Origin of the sequence: Endozoicomonas elysicola, from assembly GCF_000710775.1 — a bacterium.
Lineage (GTDB): Bacteria > Pseudomonadota > Gammaproteobacteria > Pseudomonadales > Endozoicomonadaceae > Endozoicomonas > Endozoicomonas elysicola.
The window spans coordinates 420,110-437,527 of record NZ_JOJP01000001.1; the positions used below are offsets into that span (position 1 = coordinate 420,110).

The 17,418-nt window shown below is 45.7% G+C and carries 17 protein-coding genes; 10 read left to right on the forward strand and 7 right to left on the reverse strand.

Translation table 11 applies throughout. The features are described from left to right. Nucleotides 1-16: 16 nt before the first annotated feature. Nucleotides 17-1,027 (reverse strand): Fe(3+) ABC transporter substrate-binding protein, encoded by a 1,011-nt coding sequence (locus tag GV64_RS01820; protein WP_020582208.1) that lies wholly within the window; start codon nucleotides 1,025-1,027, stop codon nucleotides 17-19. 684 nt (nucleotides 1,028-1,711) lie between these two features. Here GV64_RS01820 and mnmG point away from each other — a divergent pair. After that, nucleotides 1,712-3,592, forward strand: coding sequence for a tRNA uridine-5-carboxymethylaminomethyl(34) synthesis enzyme MnmG (gene mnmG, locus GV64_RS01825; protein ID WP_026258211.1), 1,881 nt, complete (start codon nucleotides 1,712-1,714; stop codon nucleotides 3,590-3,592). Nucleotides 3,593-3,668: 76 nt separating this feature from the next. Here the strand turns inward: mnmG and GV64_RS01830 are convergent, their stop codons facing one another. After that, a complete protein-coding gene (locus GV64_RS01830) occupies nucleotides 3,669-3,962 on the reverse strand; it encodes an ArsR/SmtB family transcription factor (protein WP_020582206.1) in 294 nt (97 codons plus the stop codon). Nucleotides 3,963-4,180: 218 nt separating this feature from the next. On the opposite strand from GV64_RS01830, the gene GV64_RS01835 reads away from it, so the two are divergent. Beyond that, a complete protein-coding gene (locus GV64_RS01835; RefSeq protein ID WP_152553894.1) occupies nucleotides 4,181-4,687 on the forward strand; it encodes a hypothetical protein in 507 nt (168 codons plus the stop codon). A gap of 90 nt (nucleotides 4,688-4,777) precedes the next feature. Here the strand turns inward: GV64_RS01835 and GV64_RS01840 are convergent, their stop codons facing one another. From GV64_RS01840 to GV64_RS01850, 3 genes are all read right to left on the reverse strand, one after another. Next, nucleotides 4,778-5,368, reverse strand: a complete 591-nt coding sequence (locus GV64_RS01840) for a YhgN family NAAT transporter (RefSeq protein ID WP_020582204.1) — start codon at nucleotides 5,366-5,368, stop codon at nucleotides 4,778-4,780. A 93-nt stretch (nucleotides 5,369-5,461) separates the two neighbouring features. Beyond that, the gene (locus GV64_RS01845) at nucleotides 5,462-5,692 is read right to left on the reverse strand and encodes a hypothetical protein (protein ID WP_020582203.1); all 231 of its coding nucleotides are present in this window, start codon (nucleotides 5,690-5,692) and stop codon (nucleotides 5,462-5,464) included. Nucleotides 5,693-5,873: 181 nt separating this feature from the next. Further along, entirely contained in the window at nucleotides 5,874-6,410 is a 537-nt protein-coding gene (locus GV64_RS01850) for a gamma carbonic anhydrase family protein (protein WP_026258209.1), read from the reverse strand. A gap of 122 nt (nucleotides 6,411-6,532) precedes the next feature. On the opposite strand from GV64_RS01850, the gene prlC reads away from it, so the two are divergent. The 3 genes from prlC to GV64_RS01865 all read left to right on the forward strand — a co-directional run bounded on the left by prlC (nucleotide 6,533) and on the right by GV64_RS01865 (nucleotide 10,279). After that, the gene (gene prlC / locus GV64_RS01855; RefSeq protein WP_020582201.1) at nucleotides 6,533-8,566 is read left to right on the forward strand and encodes an oligopeptidase A; all 2,034 of its coding nucleotides are present in this window, start codon (nucleotides 6,533-6,535) and stop codon (nucleotides 8,564-8,566) included. 105 nt (nucleotides 8,567-8,671) lie between these two features. Further along, entirely contained in the window at nucleotides 8,672-8,926 is a 255-nt protein-coding gene (locus GV64_RS01860; RefSeq protein ID WP_020582200.1) for a YheV family putative zinc ribbon protein, read from the forward strand. Between the two features lie 150 nt (nucleotides 8,927-9,076). Further along, nucleotides 9,077-10,279, forward strand: coding sequence for an FAD-dependent oxidoreductase (locus GV64_RS01865; RefSeq protein ID WP_020582199.1), 1,203 nt, complete (start codon nucleotides 9,077-9,079; stop codon nucleotides 10,277-10,279). A gap of 22 nt (nucleotides 10,280-10,301) precedes the next feature. Here GV64_RS01865 and GV64_RS01870 read toward each other — a convergent pair whose 3' ends face one another. Continuing rightward, on the reverse strand, nucleotides 10,302-10,952 hold the full coding sequence (locus tag GV64_RS01870) for a hypothetical protein (protein ID WP_020582198.1): 651 nt from the start codon (nucleotides 10,950-10,952) through the stop codon (nucleotides 10,302-10,304). Nucleotides 10,953-12,042: 1,090 nt separating this feature from the next. On the opposite strand from GV64_RS01870, the gene coxB reads away from it, so the two are divergent. From coxB to GV64_RS01890, 4 genes are all read left to right on the forward strand, one after another. After that, nucleotides 12,043-13,230 carry a cytochrome c oxidase subunit II gene (coxB, locus tag GV64_RS01875; RefSeq protein ID WP_020582197.1) on the forward strand — a complete coding sequence of 396 codons (1,188 nt, stop codon included), beginning with the start codon at nucleotides 12,043-12,045 and terminating at the stop codon, nucleotides 13,228-13,230. 11 nt (nucleotides 13,231-13,241) lie between these two features. Continuing rightward, on the forward strand, nucleotides 13,242-14,837 hold the full coding sequence (gene ctaD, locus GV64_RS01880; RefSeq protein WP_020582196.1) for a cytochrome c oxidase subunit I: 1,596 nt from the start codon (nucleotides 13,242-13,244) through the stop codon (nucleotides 14,835-14,837). A 15-nt stretch (nucleotides 14,838-14,852) separates the two neighbouring features. After that, a complete protein-coding gene (locus GV64_RS01885) occupies nucleotides 14,853-15,419 on the forward strand; it encodes a cytochrome c oxidase assembly protein (RefSeq protein ID WP_020582195.1) in 567 nt (188 codons plus the stop codon). Nucleotides 15,420-15,501: 82 nt separating this feature from the next. Further along, on the forward strand, nucleotides 15,502-16,392 hold the full coding sequence (locus GV64_RS01890) for a cytochrome c oxidase subunit 3 (RefSeq protein ID WP_020582194.1): 891 nt from the start codon (nucleotides 15,502-15,504) through the stop codon (nucleotides 16,390-16,392). Here the strand turns inward: GV64_RS01890 and GV64_RS01895 are convergent. After that, nucleotides 16,389-16,604 (reverse strand): DUF2909 domain-containing protein, encoded by a 216-nt coding sequence (locus tag GV64_RS01895; protein ID WP_020582193.1) that lies wholly within the window; start codon nucleotides 16,602-16,604, stop codon nucleotides 16,389-16,391. The genes GV64_RS01890 and GV64_RS01895 overlap by 4 nt on opposite strands. A 106-nt stretch (nucleotides 16,605-16,710) precedes the next feature. Here GV64_RS01895 and GV64_RS01900 point away from each other — a divergent pair, with 106 nt between their 5' ends. Then, nucleotides 16,711-17,412 carry an SURF1 family protein gene (locus tag GV64_RS01900; RefSeq protein WP_157236983.1) on the forward strand — a complete coding sequence of 234 codons (702 nt, stop codon included), beginning with the start codon at nucleotides 16,711-16,713 and terminating at the stop codon, nucleotides 17,410-17,412. Nucleotides 17,413-17,418 lie beyond the last annotated feature (6 nt).

The following is a 17,418-nucleotide window of genomic DNA, read 5'->3' on the forward strand; positions in this document are numbered from 1 at the left end:
TCAGTAAGGACAAGAACTACAGATCAAATTTAACCTCGTCCAGCAGTCGCTGGGCTTTGGTACGGTTTGCTGCAATGTCAGAGATAGGCAGTGGATCAGCCTTAAACTTACCCCAGGCAGCAACGGTATCAGACACTGGAACCTTAGGATTTACCGGGTATTCCATATTGTCTCTGGCATAAATGGACTGTGCCTTTTCACTGGACAGGTACTCCATCAGCTTGAGCGCATTATCCTTATTAGGCGCATATTTAGCCATCACCATTCCGCTGATATTTACATGAGAGCCTTCAGTGCTCTGATTGGGGAAATTGATGTAGACAGCATCAGCCCAAGCCTTCTGGTCTTCATTCTGGAGCATTTTTCCAAAATAATAGCTGTTACCCAAGGAGACGTCACAGACTCCCTCTTTAATCGCTTTAACCTGAGCACGATCGTTACCCTGTGGACGACGAGCCAAGTTTGCTTTTACACCTTCCAACCACTTTTTAGTCTCAGCTTCACCTTTATGGGCAATCATGGAGGCTACAAGACCAATATTGTATGGATGCTTACCACTGCGGGTGCAAATTTTTCCCTGGTACTGAGCGCTGGCCAGATCTTCGTAATTAATATCAACAGGTTTGTCACTACGCTTAGAGCTGTAGATGTTGCGAACTCGCATTGTCAGTGAGTACCACTGATTATTCGGGTCTCTCAGGTGAACTGGAATATTGTCATTTATTTCATTGCTGCTAACGGGCTGAACCAGCTTTCGATCAACTAAGTCGAACAGGCTGATCATATCAGAGGTAAGAACCACATCAGCAGGGCTGAACTTACCTTCTCTCTCTATACGCTCTTCCAAACCTTTTTTGGCAAATACCACATTGACCTTAACACCTGTCTGATCTTCGAACTCCTTGAGCATTGGTTCAATCAGAAATGGCTGACGATAAGAGTAGACATTCACTTCTTCTGCCGCCTGGGCAATTAAAGAGGAGCACGAGATTGCAATAGCGGAAGCAATAGAGAGAAGTTTTTTCATGGCAGCCCTGTAAACAAGAATTATTATCGTTTGCGGATTGTACTCATTTCCTTTGATTTCGCAACCGGTTTATCCCCCTGTGGATAAATTGAATCGTTATAAACCTGCTCATATACCGTGCATGTCAGATAATAAAAGGCTTTCAGACCTGGTTTTGGGTATTTTTCAAAATGTGGACATATACACAGACAAGCTATTAACAATACAGGGAATAACCTATTCACATTATTGTTCTGTGGATAAACACTGTTTTTTCCACAGCTTAATGACACCTTAACTAGATATTTCTACCATCTATATAACATACTTATTCAATCTATAAATTATTGAAAATGATGATAATAATGTTGTTATCCACAGTTTTTATCAACACTAATAATAACAATAAAAATAAAAAACACTAAAAAACAGCTATTCGCTGTTATTACTGTTATTGCATATGATATTTACGGCTTACTCTGTGGGACTTTTTACTAAAAAGGACAAACTTATGGGCAAGACGCCGAGTTGTGAGTAACTTTACGAGGCCTGTTTCTCCATATGATCCCTAATGGACACCTGCTAGCGGATGGACCTTCTGAAACCTTCATATCTCTCTTATTCAATGCAGGGTCACAGCGCTATTTAACCTGTGTATAATTGCCGGCCTTATCTTCTCGTGATTACAGGTAACAGACTTTGGCAGTGGATTTCCCAAAACAATTTGATGTGATTGTTATCGGTGGTGGTCATGCCGGAACTGAAGCTGCTCTGGCTTCAGCACGCATGGGTGTTAAAACGCTCTTGTTGACCCATAACATCGAAACTCTGGGGATGATGTCCTGTAATCCAGCGATTGGTGGGATTGGTAAAAGTCATCTGGTGAAAGAGGTGGATGCTCTGGGTGGTGCCATGGCAAAAGCCACAGACCTTGCTGGTATCCAGTTTCGTATCCTGAATGCCAGAAAAGGCCCTGCAGTCAGAGCGACTCGTGCACAGGCCGACCGTGCTTTATACAAAGCAGCTATCCGTACCATCCTGGAGAACCAGGAGAACCTGTGGATATTTCAGCAGGCAGCGGATGACCTTGTGGTTGATGAAAGCACCAGTCAGGTTCGTGGTGTGGTTACCAATATGGGTGTTCGCTTCCTGGCTCCAAACGTAGTGCTGACTGCGGGAACCTTCCTTGGTGGAAAAATTCACATTGGTTTGGAAAGTCACAGTGGAGGTCGCGCAGGAGATCCTCCATCCATTGCTCTGGCTAACCGGTTAAGAGAACTACCTCTGGATGTTCAGCGTCTGAAAACAGGGACGCCGGCACGTATTGATGCACGTAGCGTTGATTTTTCAGTAATGGAAGCCCAGCCTGGCGATACACCTATACCGGTAATGTCTTTCCTGGGATCTGTGGACCAGCATCCTGAACAGGTTTCCTGCTATATCACTCATACTAATGAGAGAACTCACGAAATTATTCGTGGTGGTTTGGATCGTTCCCCCATGTTTACCGGGGTTATCGAGGGTGTGGGGCCACGCTATTGCCCTTCCATAGAAGACAAAATTACGCGTTTTGCGGATAAAAACTCACATCAGGTATTTCTGGAGCCGGAAGGGTTATCCACACATGAACTCTATCCAAACGGAATCTCGACCAGTTTGCCGTTTGATGTACAGATCAATCTGATTCACTCGATCCGTGGGCTTGAAAATGCGCATATAACACGGCCTGGTTATGCTATTGAGTACGATTTCTTCGATCCAAGAGGGTTAAAGTACTCACTGGAAACCAAATCCATAGGAGGCTTGTTCTTCGCAGGTCAGATTAATGGCACTACTGGTTATGAAGAAGCCGCGGCTCAGGGATTGCTGGCAGGCATGAATGCGGCGTTGAGAGCGCAGGATAAAGAATCCTGGTGCCCTCGTCGTGATGAAGCCTATATCGGTGTGCTGGTTGATGATCTGATTACCAATGGTACCAGTGAGCCTTACCGGATGTTTACCAGTCGGGCTGAATACCGTTTGATTCTTCGAGAAGATAATGCTGACTTACGCCTGACAGAAAAAGGTAGAGAACTCGGGCTGGTGGATGATGAACGCTGGGCTGCGTTTACCAATAAGAAAGAACGCATTGAGAGGGAATCTGAGCGTCTTAGAGGAGCTTTCATTCATCCGGGTAGTTCCGCAGCCACTGTGTTGGAAAACAAGCTCAGCAGGCCTATAAGCCGTGAATACAGTCTTTTGGAGCTGCTTCGTCGTCCAGAGTTAACCTATAACGATGTTGCCGGACTGGTTGGAGACGCGGAAACTCAAAGTCAGGTTGCGGAGCAGGTTGAGATTCAAACCAAGTATCAGGGATATATTGACCGCCAGAAGGAAGAGATAGACCGTATGCGACGCTACGAGAATACTCGTATACCTGAAGCGCTTGATTACTCTTTGATTGAAGGGCTATCGAACGAGCTTAAGCAGAAGCTTGGTGATGCCCGCCCTGAGACGCTTGGGCGAGCTTCCCGTATTCAGGGCATGACGCCAGCAGCAGTGTCTCTGTTGCTGGTTTATATGAAAAAGCGGTCGATGGCTGCTTGATAGTCTTTATGCTGGTATAGACAATACGGGTTCCTGAAATATCAGGAGCCTGTAACTTTAATCTGTATCCGTTTGATCAAGCCGTTTCATCCACACAGCACTCCTCGCTGAGAAACCCCAAGACCTCATTGAAAGTGTCAAACTGGGGAATGCAGTACAGTATCCTTCCATCCCGTCTTTGTTGAACCAGCCCCACCGAAACCAACGCTGAAATATGATGGGAGAGCGTGGAGCCAGGAATATCGAGTTCTTTTTGCAGAGTTCCGACAGGTAAACCGTTGTGACCAGACCTGACAAGACGCTTATAAATTCCAAGCCGTGAAGGGTGACCCAGCTCTTTTAGAGCTTTGGCACAAGTGTCCAGATCCATAACAGAAAACTTTCGTGACAAATAATTCGATAATAATGAAAGTGTTAGAGGTTTGTACAGAAACTATCGTACTTAAATATTGAACTTAATTCTAACAATTAGGTCATAAGTACCAGTAAATAATGTGGGTTTAGCTAAGTTATAGCTGGAAAAATTCATTATTAGCTATAGATAAAACTACTTTCCTGATGATCAGGTTATAAAAAATGGAGTTTATTATGTTTAATAGCGTCATGGGGGCTGCAAAGAATGTTGGTGGCTGGCTATATGAGGCTAGTACACAAGCAGCTTTTCGAATAGGGAATGCATTCACCAGATTGGTGAAAAGCGCAGATGTTGAAAACCAGTTAAAACAATGGTGCTCACATTCAGAAATGAGTAGCTATTCATTAGCTGATTTTTGTATCAAAAGTGTTGGCTCATTTGAGGTTGTCTCTTGGACTGGATCGAAAGCTCAAAGCAATCAATCTGAACAACATATAGATTTTAATAAACCCGTTCCAGGGCTGAAAGAAGCAATGGAAGACCTTGATGTTCAGGCAAAAAAACTGGAAAAAACCATCGATAAAAGAATAAAAGATGTAGAAAAGCAAGAGTTACTGGATAATATTTATTTGCAGAGATCTAAGATTAAGCCATTGGGTAATTGGCGTGAAGAGATACAAGCTCGAACTAAGGCGAGGACTGAGGCTCGATTGGCTCGCAGAACTTCTAATATTGGTTAGAGAAAAAAGCAGTATTTAAACTTAAAAAACTGAAACGGTAGAATAGTGATGCCAATGCAAAAAGAAAAGTTCGTCTGCATTGGCATTTTTTTACTGAAGATAATGCGCAATCCCATCCATAAACATCTGAACAGAAAGCATTACCAGAATCATCCCCATCAGCCGCTCAATGGCAAAAATACCCCGCCCTCCCAGCAATTTCATAATTTTTCCCGACATCATCAGGATGGCTGCACTCAACGCCCAGGAGATAAATACGGCCATGGTGAGTTCGAGTTGATGTCCAGGATGTTGACTGGATACCAGCATTAAAGTCGCCAGAATCGACGGGCCTGCGATCAGAGGAATAGCCAGTGGCACAATGAATGGTTCACCGTCCGGGGTACTGCCCATGATGCCACCACCACGGTTGGACGGGAAAATCATGCGAATTGCAATAATAAACAGGATGATAGCACCGGCAATACTCACCGATTCTTGCTTCAGATGAAGGGATAGCAGGAGATATTTCCCGGCAAACAGGAAGATCAGGAGAATGAAGAGCGCAATAAGAAGTTCTCTGATAAGCACCTTACTGCGCCTCTCCTCAGGAACCCCTTTCAGGATCGAAATAAACACGGGCATATTGCCCAATGGATCCATGATCAGGAAGAGCAGAATAACGGTTGAATATATTTCCATGTGTATAAGAGCCGGCCGAATGTAAATCAGAGCGCGCTTATAGCATATTCACCGGAGGCGGTGGAAGGCCTCCTGTGGCTCGTTTGTTCACCCCTACCCTCTGATTGCCTTGCTGGCGTAAATATTGAGCAGCTGGGACTCACGGCTCCTGCCATCACCATTACCATCTAAATCAATGGTTTCTTCCAATTGAAGTTTATTGTGATGCTTGAGAGCTGCTTTCTCAGCTTCTCTGATCTCAGCTTTATCTCTCACTTCATCAGCAAATTCAGCTTGGATAAAGATAGGGTTTTGATCTTGTCTAATGTTATTGAGTTCGCTCATAAGAAGTCCCTTTCTGTATAGTGGCAAGATAAAGCTCATAATTTGATTGATAACTTCAGACTAGTTATGAGATGTGTGTTTAGTCAGTAATACTTAGGTCATAAGAAGGTGTTGGTGGAAGTTAAATTTTTGATTTTATTACTTTTATTTTTTGAAAAAAGAGCGTTTTTCAGTTCCTTTGCTAATTATCCAGATAGCTATTTTTAAGTTTTACATAGTTACCGGCTGTGTATTTAAAGAAGTTACGCTCTTTTTCCGATATTTTCCGTGTTTTAGTGGCCGGATTTCCTTTATAAACAAAGCCGCTTTCAAGACGTTTCCCCGGTGGTACCAGACACCCCGCAGCAACAATCACTTCTTCTTCAACTACTGCTCCATCCAGAATAATGGCGCCAATACCAATCAGGCATCGATTTTTAATGGTACAGCCATGAAGAACCGCTTTATGCCCAACTGTTACATCATCACCGATAGTCAATGGATAGCCGTTGGGATTGTAATCACTGGCATGAGTGATATGCAGCACAGAACCATCTTGAATACTGGTTCTGGTACCAATGGAAATTGAGTGCATATCGCCACGTATGACGGCTGTTGGCCATACAGAGCTGTCATCCCCGATAGTGACATCACCGAGTACGACAGAACTCTCGTCGATGTAGACCCTTTCTCCGAGAACTGGCATTTTATTATTAAAGTGTCTGATGGCTTGACTCATTGAGCGAGGCTCCTTTGGTGTTTCGGCCATAATTGAGATTGTGCTGACTGGATTCTGCTTGAATTCATACGGTGACGCACCCATCTATTACAAATAATAACCCTGGTATAGAGAGCTGTCCTATGAATAACCCGCTGCTGGAACCCAGTGAACTTCCCCCTTTTTCAAAAATTCTTCCTGAGCATATTAAACCGGCTATTGAGTCCATTATTGATGATAACGAAAAGGCGGTAGCGGCGTTACTGACTTCTGGTGTTGGTGCAGGATGGACCTCTTTGCAGGAGCCATTGGATCAGCTGGATGATCGGCTGGGTCAGGCGTGGTCTCCTGTTGGGCATATGAATGCTGTAGTGAACAGTGAAGCGTTGCGGGAAGCCTATAATGGCTGTCTGCCACTGTTGTCTGAATACTCCACGCGTCTTGGACAAAATCGCCAATTGTTTGAAGCTTACCAGTCTCTGGCAGACTCTGAAGAGTTTAGCAAGCTCGACAGTGCTCAGCAGAAAGTGATTAACGATAATCTCAGGGACTTTCGTCTTGCCGGTGTTGCCCTGGAAGATGATAAGAAAGCCCGCTATGGCGAGATTAAAAAACAGCTGTCAGAACTGACCAGTAAGTTCTCTGACAATGTTCTGGACGCCACCATGGCCTGGAGCAAGCTGATTACCGATGAATCTGAGCTGGCTGGATTACCCGAGTCCGCACTGGCAGGCGCAAAGCAGCTGGCTGAGTCTAAAGAGAAAGAAGGCTGGTTGCTGAATCTGGACTTCCCAAGCTACTTTCCGGTGATGACCTATTGCGATAATAGGAAGCTCAGGAAAGAGGTTTACACCTCATTCTCTAGTCGCGCTTCTGACCAGGGACCGAATGCCGGGGAGTTTGATAACACTAAAAACATCCAAGAAATCCTCAAACTGCGACATGAGCTGGCTCAATTGCTGGGTTTTGATAATTACGCCGAGTATTCCCTGGCCACCAAGATGGCCGAGTCTCCTGATAAAGTCATTGAGTTTCTCGAAGACCTGGCTGCGAAAAGCAAGCCTCAGGCAGAAAAAGAACTGGCAGAACTGAAAGCGTTTGCCAAAGAGACGTTCGGTGTTGAAGAGCTTGAAGCCTGGGATGTTGGTTATTATGGCGAAAAGCTTCGCCAGCAGCGTTATGCTATTTCGCAGGAAGAGCTGCGCCCATGGTTCCCTGCAGAGAAAGCGATTTCTGGCATGTTTGAAGTCGTGAACAGACTCTATGGTATTGAGTTTGAAACGGTGAATAACGTGGATACCTGGCATAAGGACGTTCGCTTTTTCAACATCACCAGGAAGGGAGAAGTGATCGGCCGTTTCTACCTGGATCTTTATGCCAGAGAGCATAAGCGTGGTGGTGCCTGGATGGATGTCTGCCGTTCGCGCTGGAAGCAGGATGACAAGTTGCAACTGCCGGTAGCGTATCTGACCTGTAACTTCACACCTCCAGTTGGTGATAAACCGGCGCTACTGACACACGATGAAGTAGTCACCCTGTTCCATGAGTTTGGTCATGGGCTGCACCATATGCTTACCAAAGTCGATTATGCGGCGATTTCAGGCATCAGTGGTGTTGCCTGGGATGCCGTAGAGCTGCCCAGTCAATTTATGGAGAACTGGTGCTGGGAGAAGGAGGGTCTGGCCATTATTTCCGGTCATTTTGAAACGGGAGAGCCTCTGCCGGAAGAGATGCTGAATAAACTGCTGGCCGCAAAAAACTTCCAGTCCGCCATGATGATGGTCAGGCAGTTGGAGTTCTCGCTCTTCGACTTCAAACTGCACAAGGAGTACAGGGAAAACATCGATGTGCAGTCAGTGCTTAATGAGGTACGAAAGCAGGTAGCTGTAGTCATACCTCCGTCTTTCAATCGTTTTCAGAACAGCTTCAGCCATATCTTTGCGGGTGGTTATGCTGCGGGATATTACAGCTACAAATGGGCCGAAGTTCTATCAGCTGACGCATTTTCACGCTTTGAAGAAGAAGGGATTTTTAACCGGAACACCGGTGAGTCCTTCCTGCATGAGGTTCTGGAGAAAGGCGGTTCAGCAGAACCTATGGAACTGTTCGTGAAATTTCGTGGCAGAGAACCAGAGATTGATGCTTTACTGCGACATAGTGGTATTCAGGACGTGTAATGCTTAGACTGCGCACAACAATCTGAAGCATTTAATACGCAATGGAAAGTTTGAGGTGCTTTCTGTTGCGTATAAGAGTTAAGTCAACGCTCAGGGATAAGAATCATGAAAACTAAGCGCTTCATTGCAGGAGCTGTATGTCCCTCCTGCGGCATGATGGATTCAGTTCGCATGTTTCGCAGTGAGACTGAAAGGGATTACCGTGAATGTGTGGAATGTGGTTTCACTGATGTGATGGAAGTCGATCCCAAGCTGGAAGGCGAGTTACCAGAAGCTCGTATAGTACGAGAAGAAAATATTCTGGAAGATCACACCGATGTGATACGTTTTGTGGATGCCTCGTCTTCAGATAAGCATTAATTGAAAGAATTGAAATGTTGATCTACTTTTTCAGCGCAAATAAACATAGTGCTGAAAGACAATAACCAAAAACTAATTCCAGTAATGTCTGGATCGACAGTGGAGTGCTATACGAGTAAGCAGTTGCCTTGATTTTTTCGGGGGTAAAACATGAACCGCAGAGCACTGCTGAAAGGGTTAGCTGTGAGTCCATTTATTGCTTATAACGAAACAGGCTCTACAAAATCTCCGTTCGGGTCAATGCATGTTGCTGTTATTGGTTCAGGCGCCTTTGGTTGTTGGACTGCTCTAAACCTTGTTGAGCAAGGGGTTCAGGTTACTCTTATTGATCCCTGGGGGCCTGGCAACTCACGGTCAAGTTCGGGGGGAGAATCTCGTCTTATCCGCTCCGTTTATGGGGCTAACCCTATTTACACACAGTGGGTTCAGCGTTCCTTTGAACTCTGGCTTAAGCTTCAGAAGCAGGCAGGACAAAGGATTTACTTTCCTACAGGTTTACTCTGGATGTTTTCCGGTGATGATGAGTTAATGCAGGAATCCTTACCCGTAGTAGAAAAAGCGGGTTATCGCATTGATACTCTTCCGATGAATCATGCAGAGAAGCAGTTTCCTCATATTAACTTTTCAGATGTGAAGTCGGTTTATTATGAGCACTCTGCTGGTTACCTTCTTTCCCGCGTGGCATGCCAGATTATTGAAGATAGAGTCTGTAAACTTGGAGGAAGGGTGATCAGGGAAGCTGCACTGCCCATTCACCAGTTATCCGGTGGGCTTGATAAAATCACACTGGCTGATGGTGCATCACTTTATGCTGATCACTTTGTTTTTGCCTGTGGCCCATGGCTAGGGCAGTTATTACCTGATCTTTTACAACCAATCATCATACCCACACGGCAGGATGTTCTTTTTTTTGGATTGCCAGAGCATTCTGAATACACTCAGTCCATGCCATCCTGGGTAAATATTGGAGACCGGATTTTTTACGGCATGGCTAATCCTGAAAACCGGGGTTTCAAAGTTGCTGACCACTCTGCCGGGGACGTCATTAATCCAACAACCGTGGATCGTACTGTTGATATAGCATCATTAAAGAGGGCCTCAGAGTTTCTGTCCCACCGGTTTCCTGATTTGGATGGAGCGCCATTAGTGGAGAGCCGTGTCTGCCAATATGAAAACAGTCCAGACACGCACCTCGTTATTGATCAATATCCAGATGCTGATAATGCATGGGTTGTTGGTGGAGGGTCCGGGCAGGGTTTCAAGATTTCACCTGCAGTTGGTGAGTATGTTTGCTCCCGGATACTTGAACGTGTGGATCATGAGCCACTTTTTGGAATAAGTCGATTTTTGTAATTTGCTACTAGAGCTAGCGATCTCAGGCTGAAGAAGTAAATTTAAGCTCAATGCCCAGATTATTGGAAAGGCAGTTCCAGCGTGACCAGATGCTGATCCACTCCTCTGCACTGCGGTTGTGGATAAATTCTTTGAATTTTTCTTCGTGATAGATAGCCTGAGAACGCATCATCTGATCCACCGTTTTATCTACAATTACATCTAGCTCATTGGCAAAGTGTTCACCCAATATCGAATGAACGATCAGATTGGCCCAGGTCATGTTCATAGGAATCAGTGTTGATCCGGCTTTTAAAAGATATTGGTCGTTTACTTCTTCAATTAGCCGGTGGGCAAAATAGGCTTTATCCAATAATAAATCGAGCCCATTCAATGCCTGCCCCTGAGTAACAGGAGACATGAAATTTTCTTCTGCGATGTCCAGAAATGGAGCTATGAAGCTATGGATGCCGGCTTCATAAGATGCCTCATCAAGAGCTTCAAGAAAATCAGGAACATGGTCAATGTAGTCAATTGTGAAAATTAGTAACGTTTCACAGGTATTCTCTTCCGGAAGCTCAATGGTGTGATGTAATTGTTCTATCTTATCACCCATCAACTTTCTGAGATGTTCATTTTGTGCTTCCAGCTCTTTTACCCGACTAATTAGATTTCGGATTGCCTGCACATCCATACTTTTCCCCTGCTATTCATCTCCAGCTGTCCATAAATGGTTGTCAGAAAATAATGGCTGACAATAGCTGCTTGGTAGATGGATACAAAACCATAGTGCTTTCTATAAAACAAGACGTAGTAAATATTCCTTTTTCATATGTTTCAATATTTTTATAAGTAAAAAAGATTTATAGAAAGTACTGAAAATAGCGAGTTTTTCTGATTTTTGGAAGCGGTTGTGTAGTCAAAAAAATGGCACACAATATAAGCTATGCCAGCTTACTTTGTTGTGATTTATTGAAACGCTGAGCGAGAGAGGTTTTTTCTGTCAATTGATAGTTTTGAGAGAGCATGGAGGAAAAAATATTCTGTGCAATCGATAGTAATTAATAAAAGTCGGTCATGATCAATAAGCTGTCACAGACTTTACCACGTCGTTTGTAAGCAATAGAAGAGCATTATCGAGCTTTATACTAAATTATAAGGTTACCAGATAAGGTATGGTTTTTTCTCTGACTGAATAAAAAATGTCGTTTAATTACAGTCCGTTATAGCCTTTGATAATGAATAGCTTAAATTATAAATAAACGACACTAATAGTATTTTGAAATTGAAGATTTCATTTCTTTTCATCATGTTGTTTAATGGTTTTCAAGAACTATACTCTATGAACGATTATTGTCAGACTTAGAGTGTTCTGCTTGGGATGTATTGTCATAGTTTTTCTGTGACTTGAGGTGTTGGATTTGCAGTTATGTGTATGAAAGTAGTTTGGCTTTGTCTCAATACTGATTGCATATCTGCTCTTGATTAGATGTAGTGGGGTTTTTCAGGTCAGATAAATCAAAGCAATATTGCTTCCTCTCAATAAATCCATGTGTGGTTTACCTGCGTAAATGACACAAATGGGCTTTATCATGGGTGGTAGCGATGAATGTTTGTAACAATACAAGACCATTGGACAGGTCAGTATCGTGACACATACAACTGGGCAAAATGCTGCTCTGTTGTCAGTCACACCTCTGAGAAGTAAAGCAGCACAACAAGTCTGCACAATAATAATAAGAAGTTTCCGCTGCGATCAGCGGATAGTCAGGGGATGTAAGGGAATGATGCAGCAGGCGAAATCTCTTTTTCTTCTTCTTGCGGGACTGGCTGTAACGGGTAGTAGCCGTGCTGCATGGGAAGTCAACATGACCGAAGGTGTGACGGCTGTCAGCCGGAATATCTACGGACTTCATATGACCATATTGATAATCTGTGTCGTGATTGGCCTGATTGTCTTTGGGGTCATGTTTTATTCTATTTTCAAGCACCGTAAATCCAAAGGTGCTGTACCTCACCAGTTTCATGAAAGCACACTGGTTGAGATTGTATGGACATCCATTCCTTTTCTGATACTCGTGCTGATGGCCATCCCGGCGACGAAAACGCTGGTGGATATCTACAATACTGACGAGGCCGATATTGATATCAAAATCACCGGCTATCAGTGGAAGTGGCAGTATGAGTATGTTGGAGAAGATGTCTCCTTTTTCAGTAACCTCAGTACTCCCCGGGAACAAATCCTTAATGTCCGGGAAAAGAACCCCAACTATCTTCTGGAAGTGGATGAGCCGCTGGTGATACCTGTTGGCAAAAAGGTTCGCTTCCTGGTCACCGCTGCTGACGTTATTCATTCCTGGTGGGTGCCTGCTCTGGCAGTAAAGCGCGATGCCATCCCTGGATTTATTAATGAAGCCTGGACGAATATTGAAGTGCCTGGTACTTACCGTGGGCAGTGTGCAGAGCTGTGTGGTAAGGATCATGGCTATATGCCCATTGTCGTTGAAGCTAAGTCACAGGAAGACTATGACGCCTGGCTGGAAGCGAAAAAGGTCGAAGCCGAAAAAGAGCGTGAGCTGACGGACAAAACCTGGACCATGGAGGAGTTGATGGCCAGAGGTGAGCAGGCCTACAACAAAGCCTGTGCGGTATGTCATCAGCCTAACGGGGCCGGTATGCCACCGATCTTCCCTGCACTAAAAGGCAGCCCGATGGCCACGGAAGCCGATCAGATCGGAGCGCATGTCGATATCGTTATGAATGGTAAGAAAGGTTCTGCAATGCAGGCCTTTGCCGGCCAGTTGAATGAGGTGGACCTTGCTGCAGTGATCACCTATGAGCGAAATGCCTGGGGCAATAACACCGGCGAAATGGTGACACCTAAAGAGATCGTGGATTACAAGAAAACTGGCAAGTATGTAGAAGATCCGGCCAAGCAGGCCATGCCCGATAACAAACAGGCGAGCCTGTAAGGAGAGTAGATATGACTTCGGTAACTGATACTGCTTCTTCACATGAGCATGACGAGCACCATCATGGGCCTGCCAAAGGGTTGATGCGCTGGGTTCTCACCACCAACCATAAAGACATTGGCACCATGTACCTGTGGTTCAGTTTCATTATGTTTCTGACCGGTGGGGCTATGGCAATGATTATCCGGGCTGAACTCTTTCAGCCCGGGCTGCAGATTGTTGAACCGGGATTTTTCAACCAGATGACCACGATGCATGGCTTGATCATGGTATTTGGTGCTGTTATGCCGGCTTTTGTCGGACTGGCTAACTGGATGATTCCCATGATGATCGGGGCGCCGGATATGGCCATGCCCCGGATGAACAACTGGAGTTTCTGGATTCTGCCCTTTGCAGCGGTGATGTTGGTGAGTACGTTGTTTATGGAAGGTGGGGGGCCAAACTTCGGTTGGACTTTCTACGCGCCTCTGTCCACAGACTATGCGCCACCTTCAACAACATTCTTCATCTTTGCGATCCATATGCTCGGTGTGTCTTCCATCATGGGGGCGATTAACATCATCGCAACCATCTTGAACCTTCGTGCTCCCGGGATGACCATGATGAAGATGCCGCTCTTTGTCTGGACCTGGCTGATCACCGCCTACCTGCTGATTGCTGTAATGCCGGTGCTGGCGGGTGCAGTAACCATGATGTTGATGGACATTCACTTCGGTACCAGTTTCTTCAATGCTGGCGGTGGTGGTGATCCCGTTCTGTTCCAGCATATTTTCTGGTTCTTTGGGCACCCGGAAGTTTACATCATGATTCTCCCTTCTTTCGGGATTGTCTCAGCCATTATTCCGGCATTTGCCCGCAAACACCTGTTTGGCTATACCTCCATGGTTTACGCCACCGCCAGTATCGCTTTTCTGTCGTTTATTGTCTGGGCTCACCATATGTTCACCGTTGGCATTCCACTGATTGGTGAGCTGTTCTTTATGTACGCCACCATGCTGATTGCCGTACCGACCGGGGTAAAGGTCTTCAACTGGGTAACCACGATGTTCCGCGGTTCCATGACCTTTGAAACCCCCATGCTGTTCTCAACGGCATTTGTGGTGCTCTTTACCATTGGTGGTTTCTCAGGGTTGATGCTCTCTATCGCGCCTGCTGATTTCCAGTATCACGACACCTATTTCGTGGTGGCTCATTTCCACTATGTACTGGTGCCGGGGGCTATCTTTGCCATCTTTGCTGCCTGCTACTACTGGCTGCCTAAGTGGACTGGTCATATGTATGACGAGACGCTGGCTAAAGTGCATTTCTGGATGTCATTTATCGGGATGAACCTGACGTTCTTCCCAATGCACTTTGTCGGACTGGCAGGGATGCCAAGAAGGATTCCTGACTATGCACTGCAGTTTGCCAACTTCAATGAAATTTCCAGTATTGGTGGTTTCCTGTTTGGTACCACGCAATTGCTGTTCCTCTTTATCGTGATCAAATGCATCAGGGGGGGAGAAAAAGCTGAGGCCAAGCCCTGGGAAGGTGCTGAAGGGCTGGAGTGGAGTGTGCCATCTCCTGCACCCTATCACACCTTTACGACACCACCGGATGTGAAGTAAACGACAGGAGTCAGTATGAGCGAACAGGATAGAGAAGAGAAACCGGAGGCTATTGAGCGTTCAACTCGTCGTACTGTCATTCGCTCCATACTCGTAGCCTGTGGCATGTTCGCTTTTGGTTTTGCCATGGTGCCACTGTACAACGTGTTCTGTCAGGTGACGGGTCTGAATGGCAAGACGGACCCTGACCCGTATATGTACAAGGCTGCAGAAGCCAAAGTGGATACCAGTCGTGATATCAAGGTGCAGTTTGTAGCCACCAAAAACGCTGGTATGAGCTGGGACTTCTCTCCCAGCACCCCCCAGGTAACGGTTCACCCTGGTGAGCCGGGGTTACTGAACTTTGTTGCTAAAAACCCCACGGACAAAAGGATGGTGGGCCAGGCAATTCCCAGTGTAACGCCGTTTGAAGCGACCAACTTTCTTCATAAGGTCGAGTGTTTTTGTTTTACCACTCAGACGCTGGAGCCCGGGGAAGAAAAGGTCATGCCACTGCGGATTATCGTCGACCAGGAACTACCAAAACACATAAAAAAGCTAACGTTGTCTTATACGCTGTTTGATGTAACGCATATGAACTGAATCAGTTGAGCGGTTTTTTTGAAGATTGTTCGGGAGAAAAGGCGTACTCCCTGTCAGATCAGGAGAGGTGAAAGAAAGTATTATGGCTACCGAAGGTACCTACTACGTTCCGGCCCAGAGTAAGTGGCCAATCATTGCATCTATTGGGCTATTTCTGACCCTTCTGGGTGCCGGCATGATGATGAATGACATGACTGCCGGGGTTAAGGATTCCAGTGCTCACTATGTGTTTTACGCCGGCGGTCTGATTATGGCCTGGATGCTGTTTGGCTGGTTCGGCAATGTTATTCAGGAGTCCCGTGCAGGGCTTTACAGTGCTCAAATGGATCGAACATTCCGCTGGGGGATGTTCTGGTTTATTTTTTCAGAAGTGATGTTCTTTGCTGCACTGTTTGGAACCCTCTTCTATGTTCGGGTTCTGGCCGTTCCCTGGCTGGCTGGTGAGGGTGAAGGGGCCATGACCCATGAAATGCTCTGGCCAAACTTTATTGCCGACTGGCCATTGATGGTGAATCCGGACAATGACCTTTTTGTTGGGGCTGCCGATGTTGTTGATCCTTTTCACCTGCCACTGTTGAACACGCTGTTGCTGGTTGCCTCCAGTATCACACTGACCCTGGCGCACCATGCACTGCGGGTGAATGATCGCTATAAGATAAAACTGTGGTTGATCATTACGCTGATACTTGGCACAGCATTCTTATTTTTCCAGGTTGAAGAATACATTGAAGCCTATAACGAACTGGGTCTGACTCTTAGTGCTGGTATTTACGGCTCAACCTTCTTCCTGCTAACCGGTTTTCATGGTGCTCATGTAACCCTGGGAGCCATTATGCTGGCGGTAATGCTGGTGCGAGTCTACCAGGGGCATTTTGAAGCGGATAACCACTTTGCCTTTGAAGCCGCCAGCTGGTACTGGCACTTCGTGGATGTGGTGTGGGTTGGACTGTTTATATTTGTTTATCTGGTTTAGCGATATAACCAGGGCGCCTGGCTGTGGATATCTCCATGAAGCCAGGCCACAACAATAATAACCATAATCAAAACGGTCAGACCGATACGAACTTTCAGAGAATTCAGCAGTTTTGGCGAACTCTTTTTCTCTGTCAGCAAAAAATAAAAGCCGGTACCCAGACTGATAACCACGGCAAAGAAAAGAACAATAACGACGACTTTTATCCACATATTTCTGGCTCAAGAAAGTTATCCACAAGACAAGTTCCTGAGATGAACTCAGTTTTTTTCCACACAATAGCATAGAAAGACTGTTCACTTGATGTTTGGATTCAGATTGAAGTTGACCCTATTAGTGATTGCCATCCTGCCAGTGCTGGTGACTTTGGGTTTCTGGCAGCTATCACGTTACGAGCAGAAGTTGATGCTGGAGCAGGCTTATGAGTCCAGACATGCTCTTGAGCCGTATTCACTTTCTCAAGTACAGCATCACGATGACCCTTTGTACCTGCCCTTTACGGTCAGTGGCCGGTTTGATCTGGATCGATACTTTCTGCTGGATAATCAGGTTTTCCAGGGTGAGGCCGGGTATGAACTGTTCATGCCGTTTCTGACGGGTGACGGAGAGTGGTTGCTGATCGACCGAGGCTGGATTGTCGGTGGTGATCGAGAGCTGCTGCCTGAGGTGACGACAGATCCAGGGCATCTGGTACTGACTGGCTCTGCGTATAAGCCTCTGGGGAAACCCTTCATGCTGGCAGAAGATGTCTGGGAAGAAGGCTGGCCTAAACGCATTCAGGCGTTTGACCAGTTCAAAGTATCTGAAGCAATAGAAAGCGCTACACCGGATTTTTTCATGGTGCTCAGAGCGGGCCAGCCAGGAGCTGAACAGATTCGTCCCATGGTGATTAATCTGAAATCAGAGAAGCATCTGGGTTATGCCTTTCAATGGTTTGCCATGGCTCTGGTACTGCTCTTGCTGTATGGGTTCCAGATGATTCGTGCAGGTAAGAACAACAAGAACAAGCATGACGTATGAGGTGAT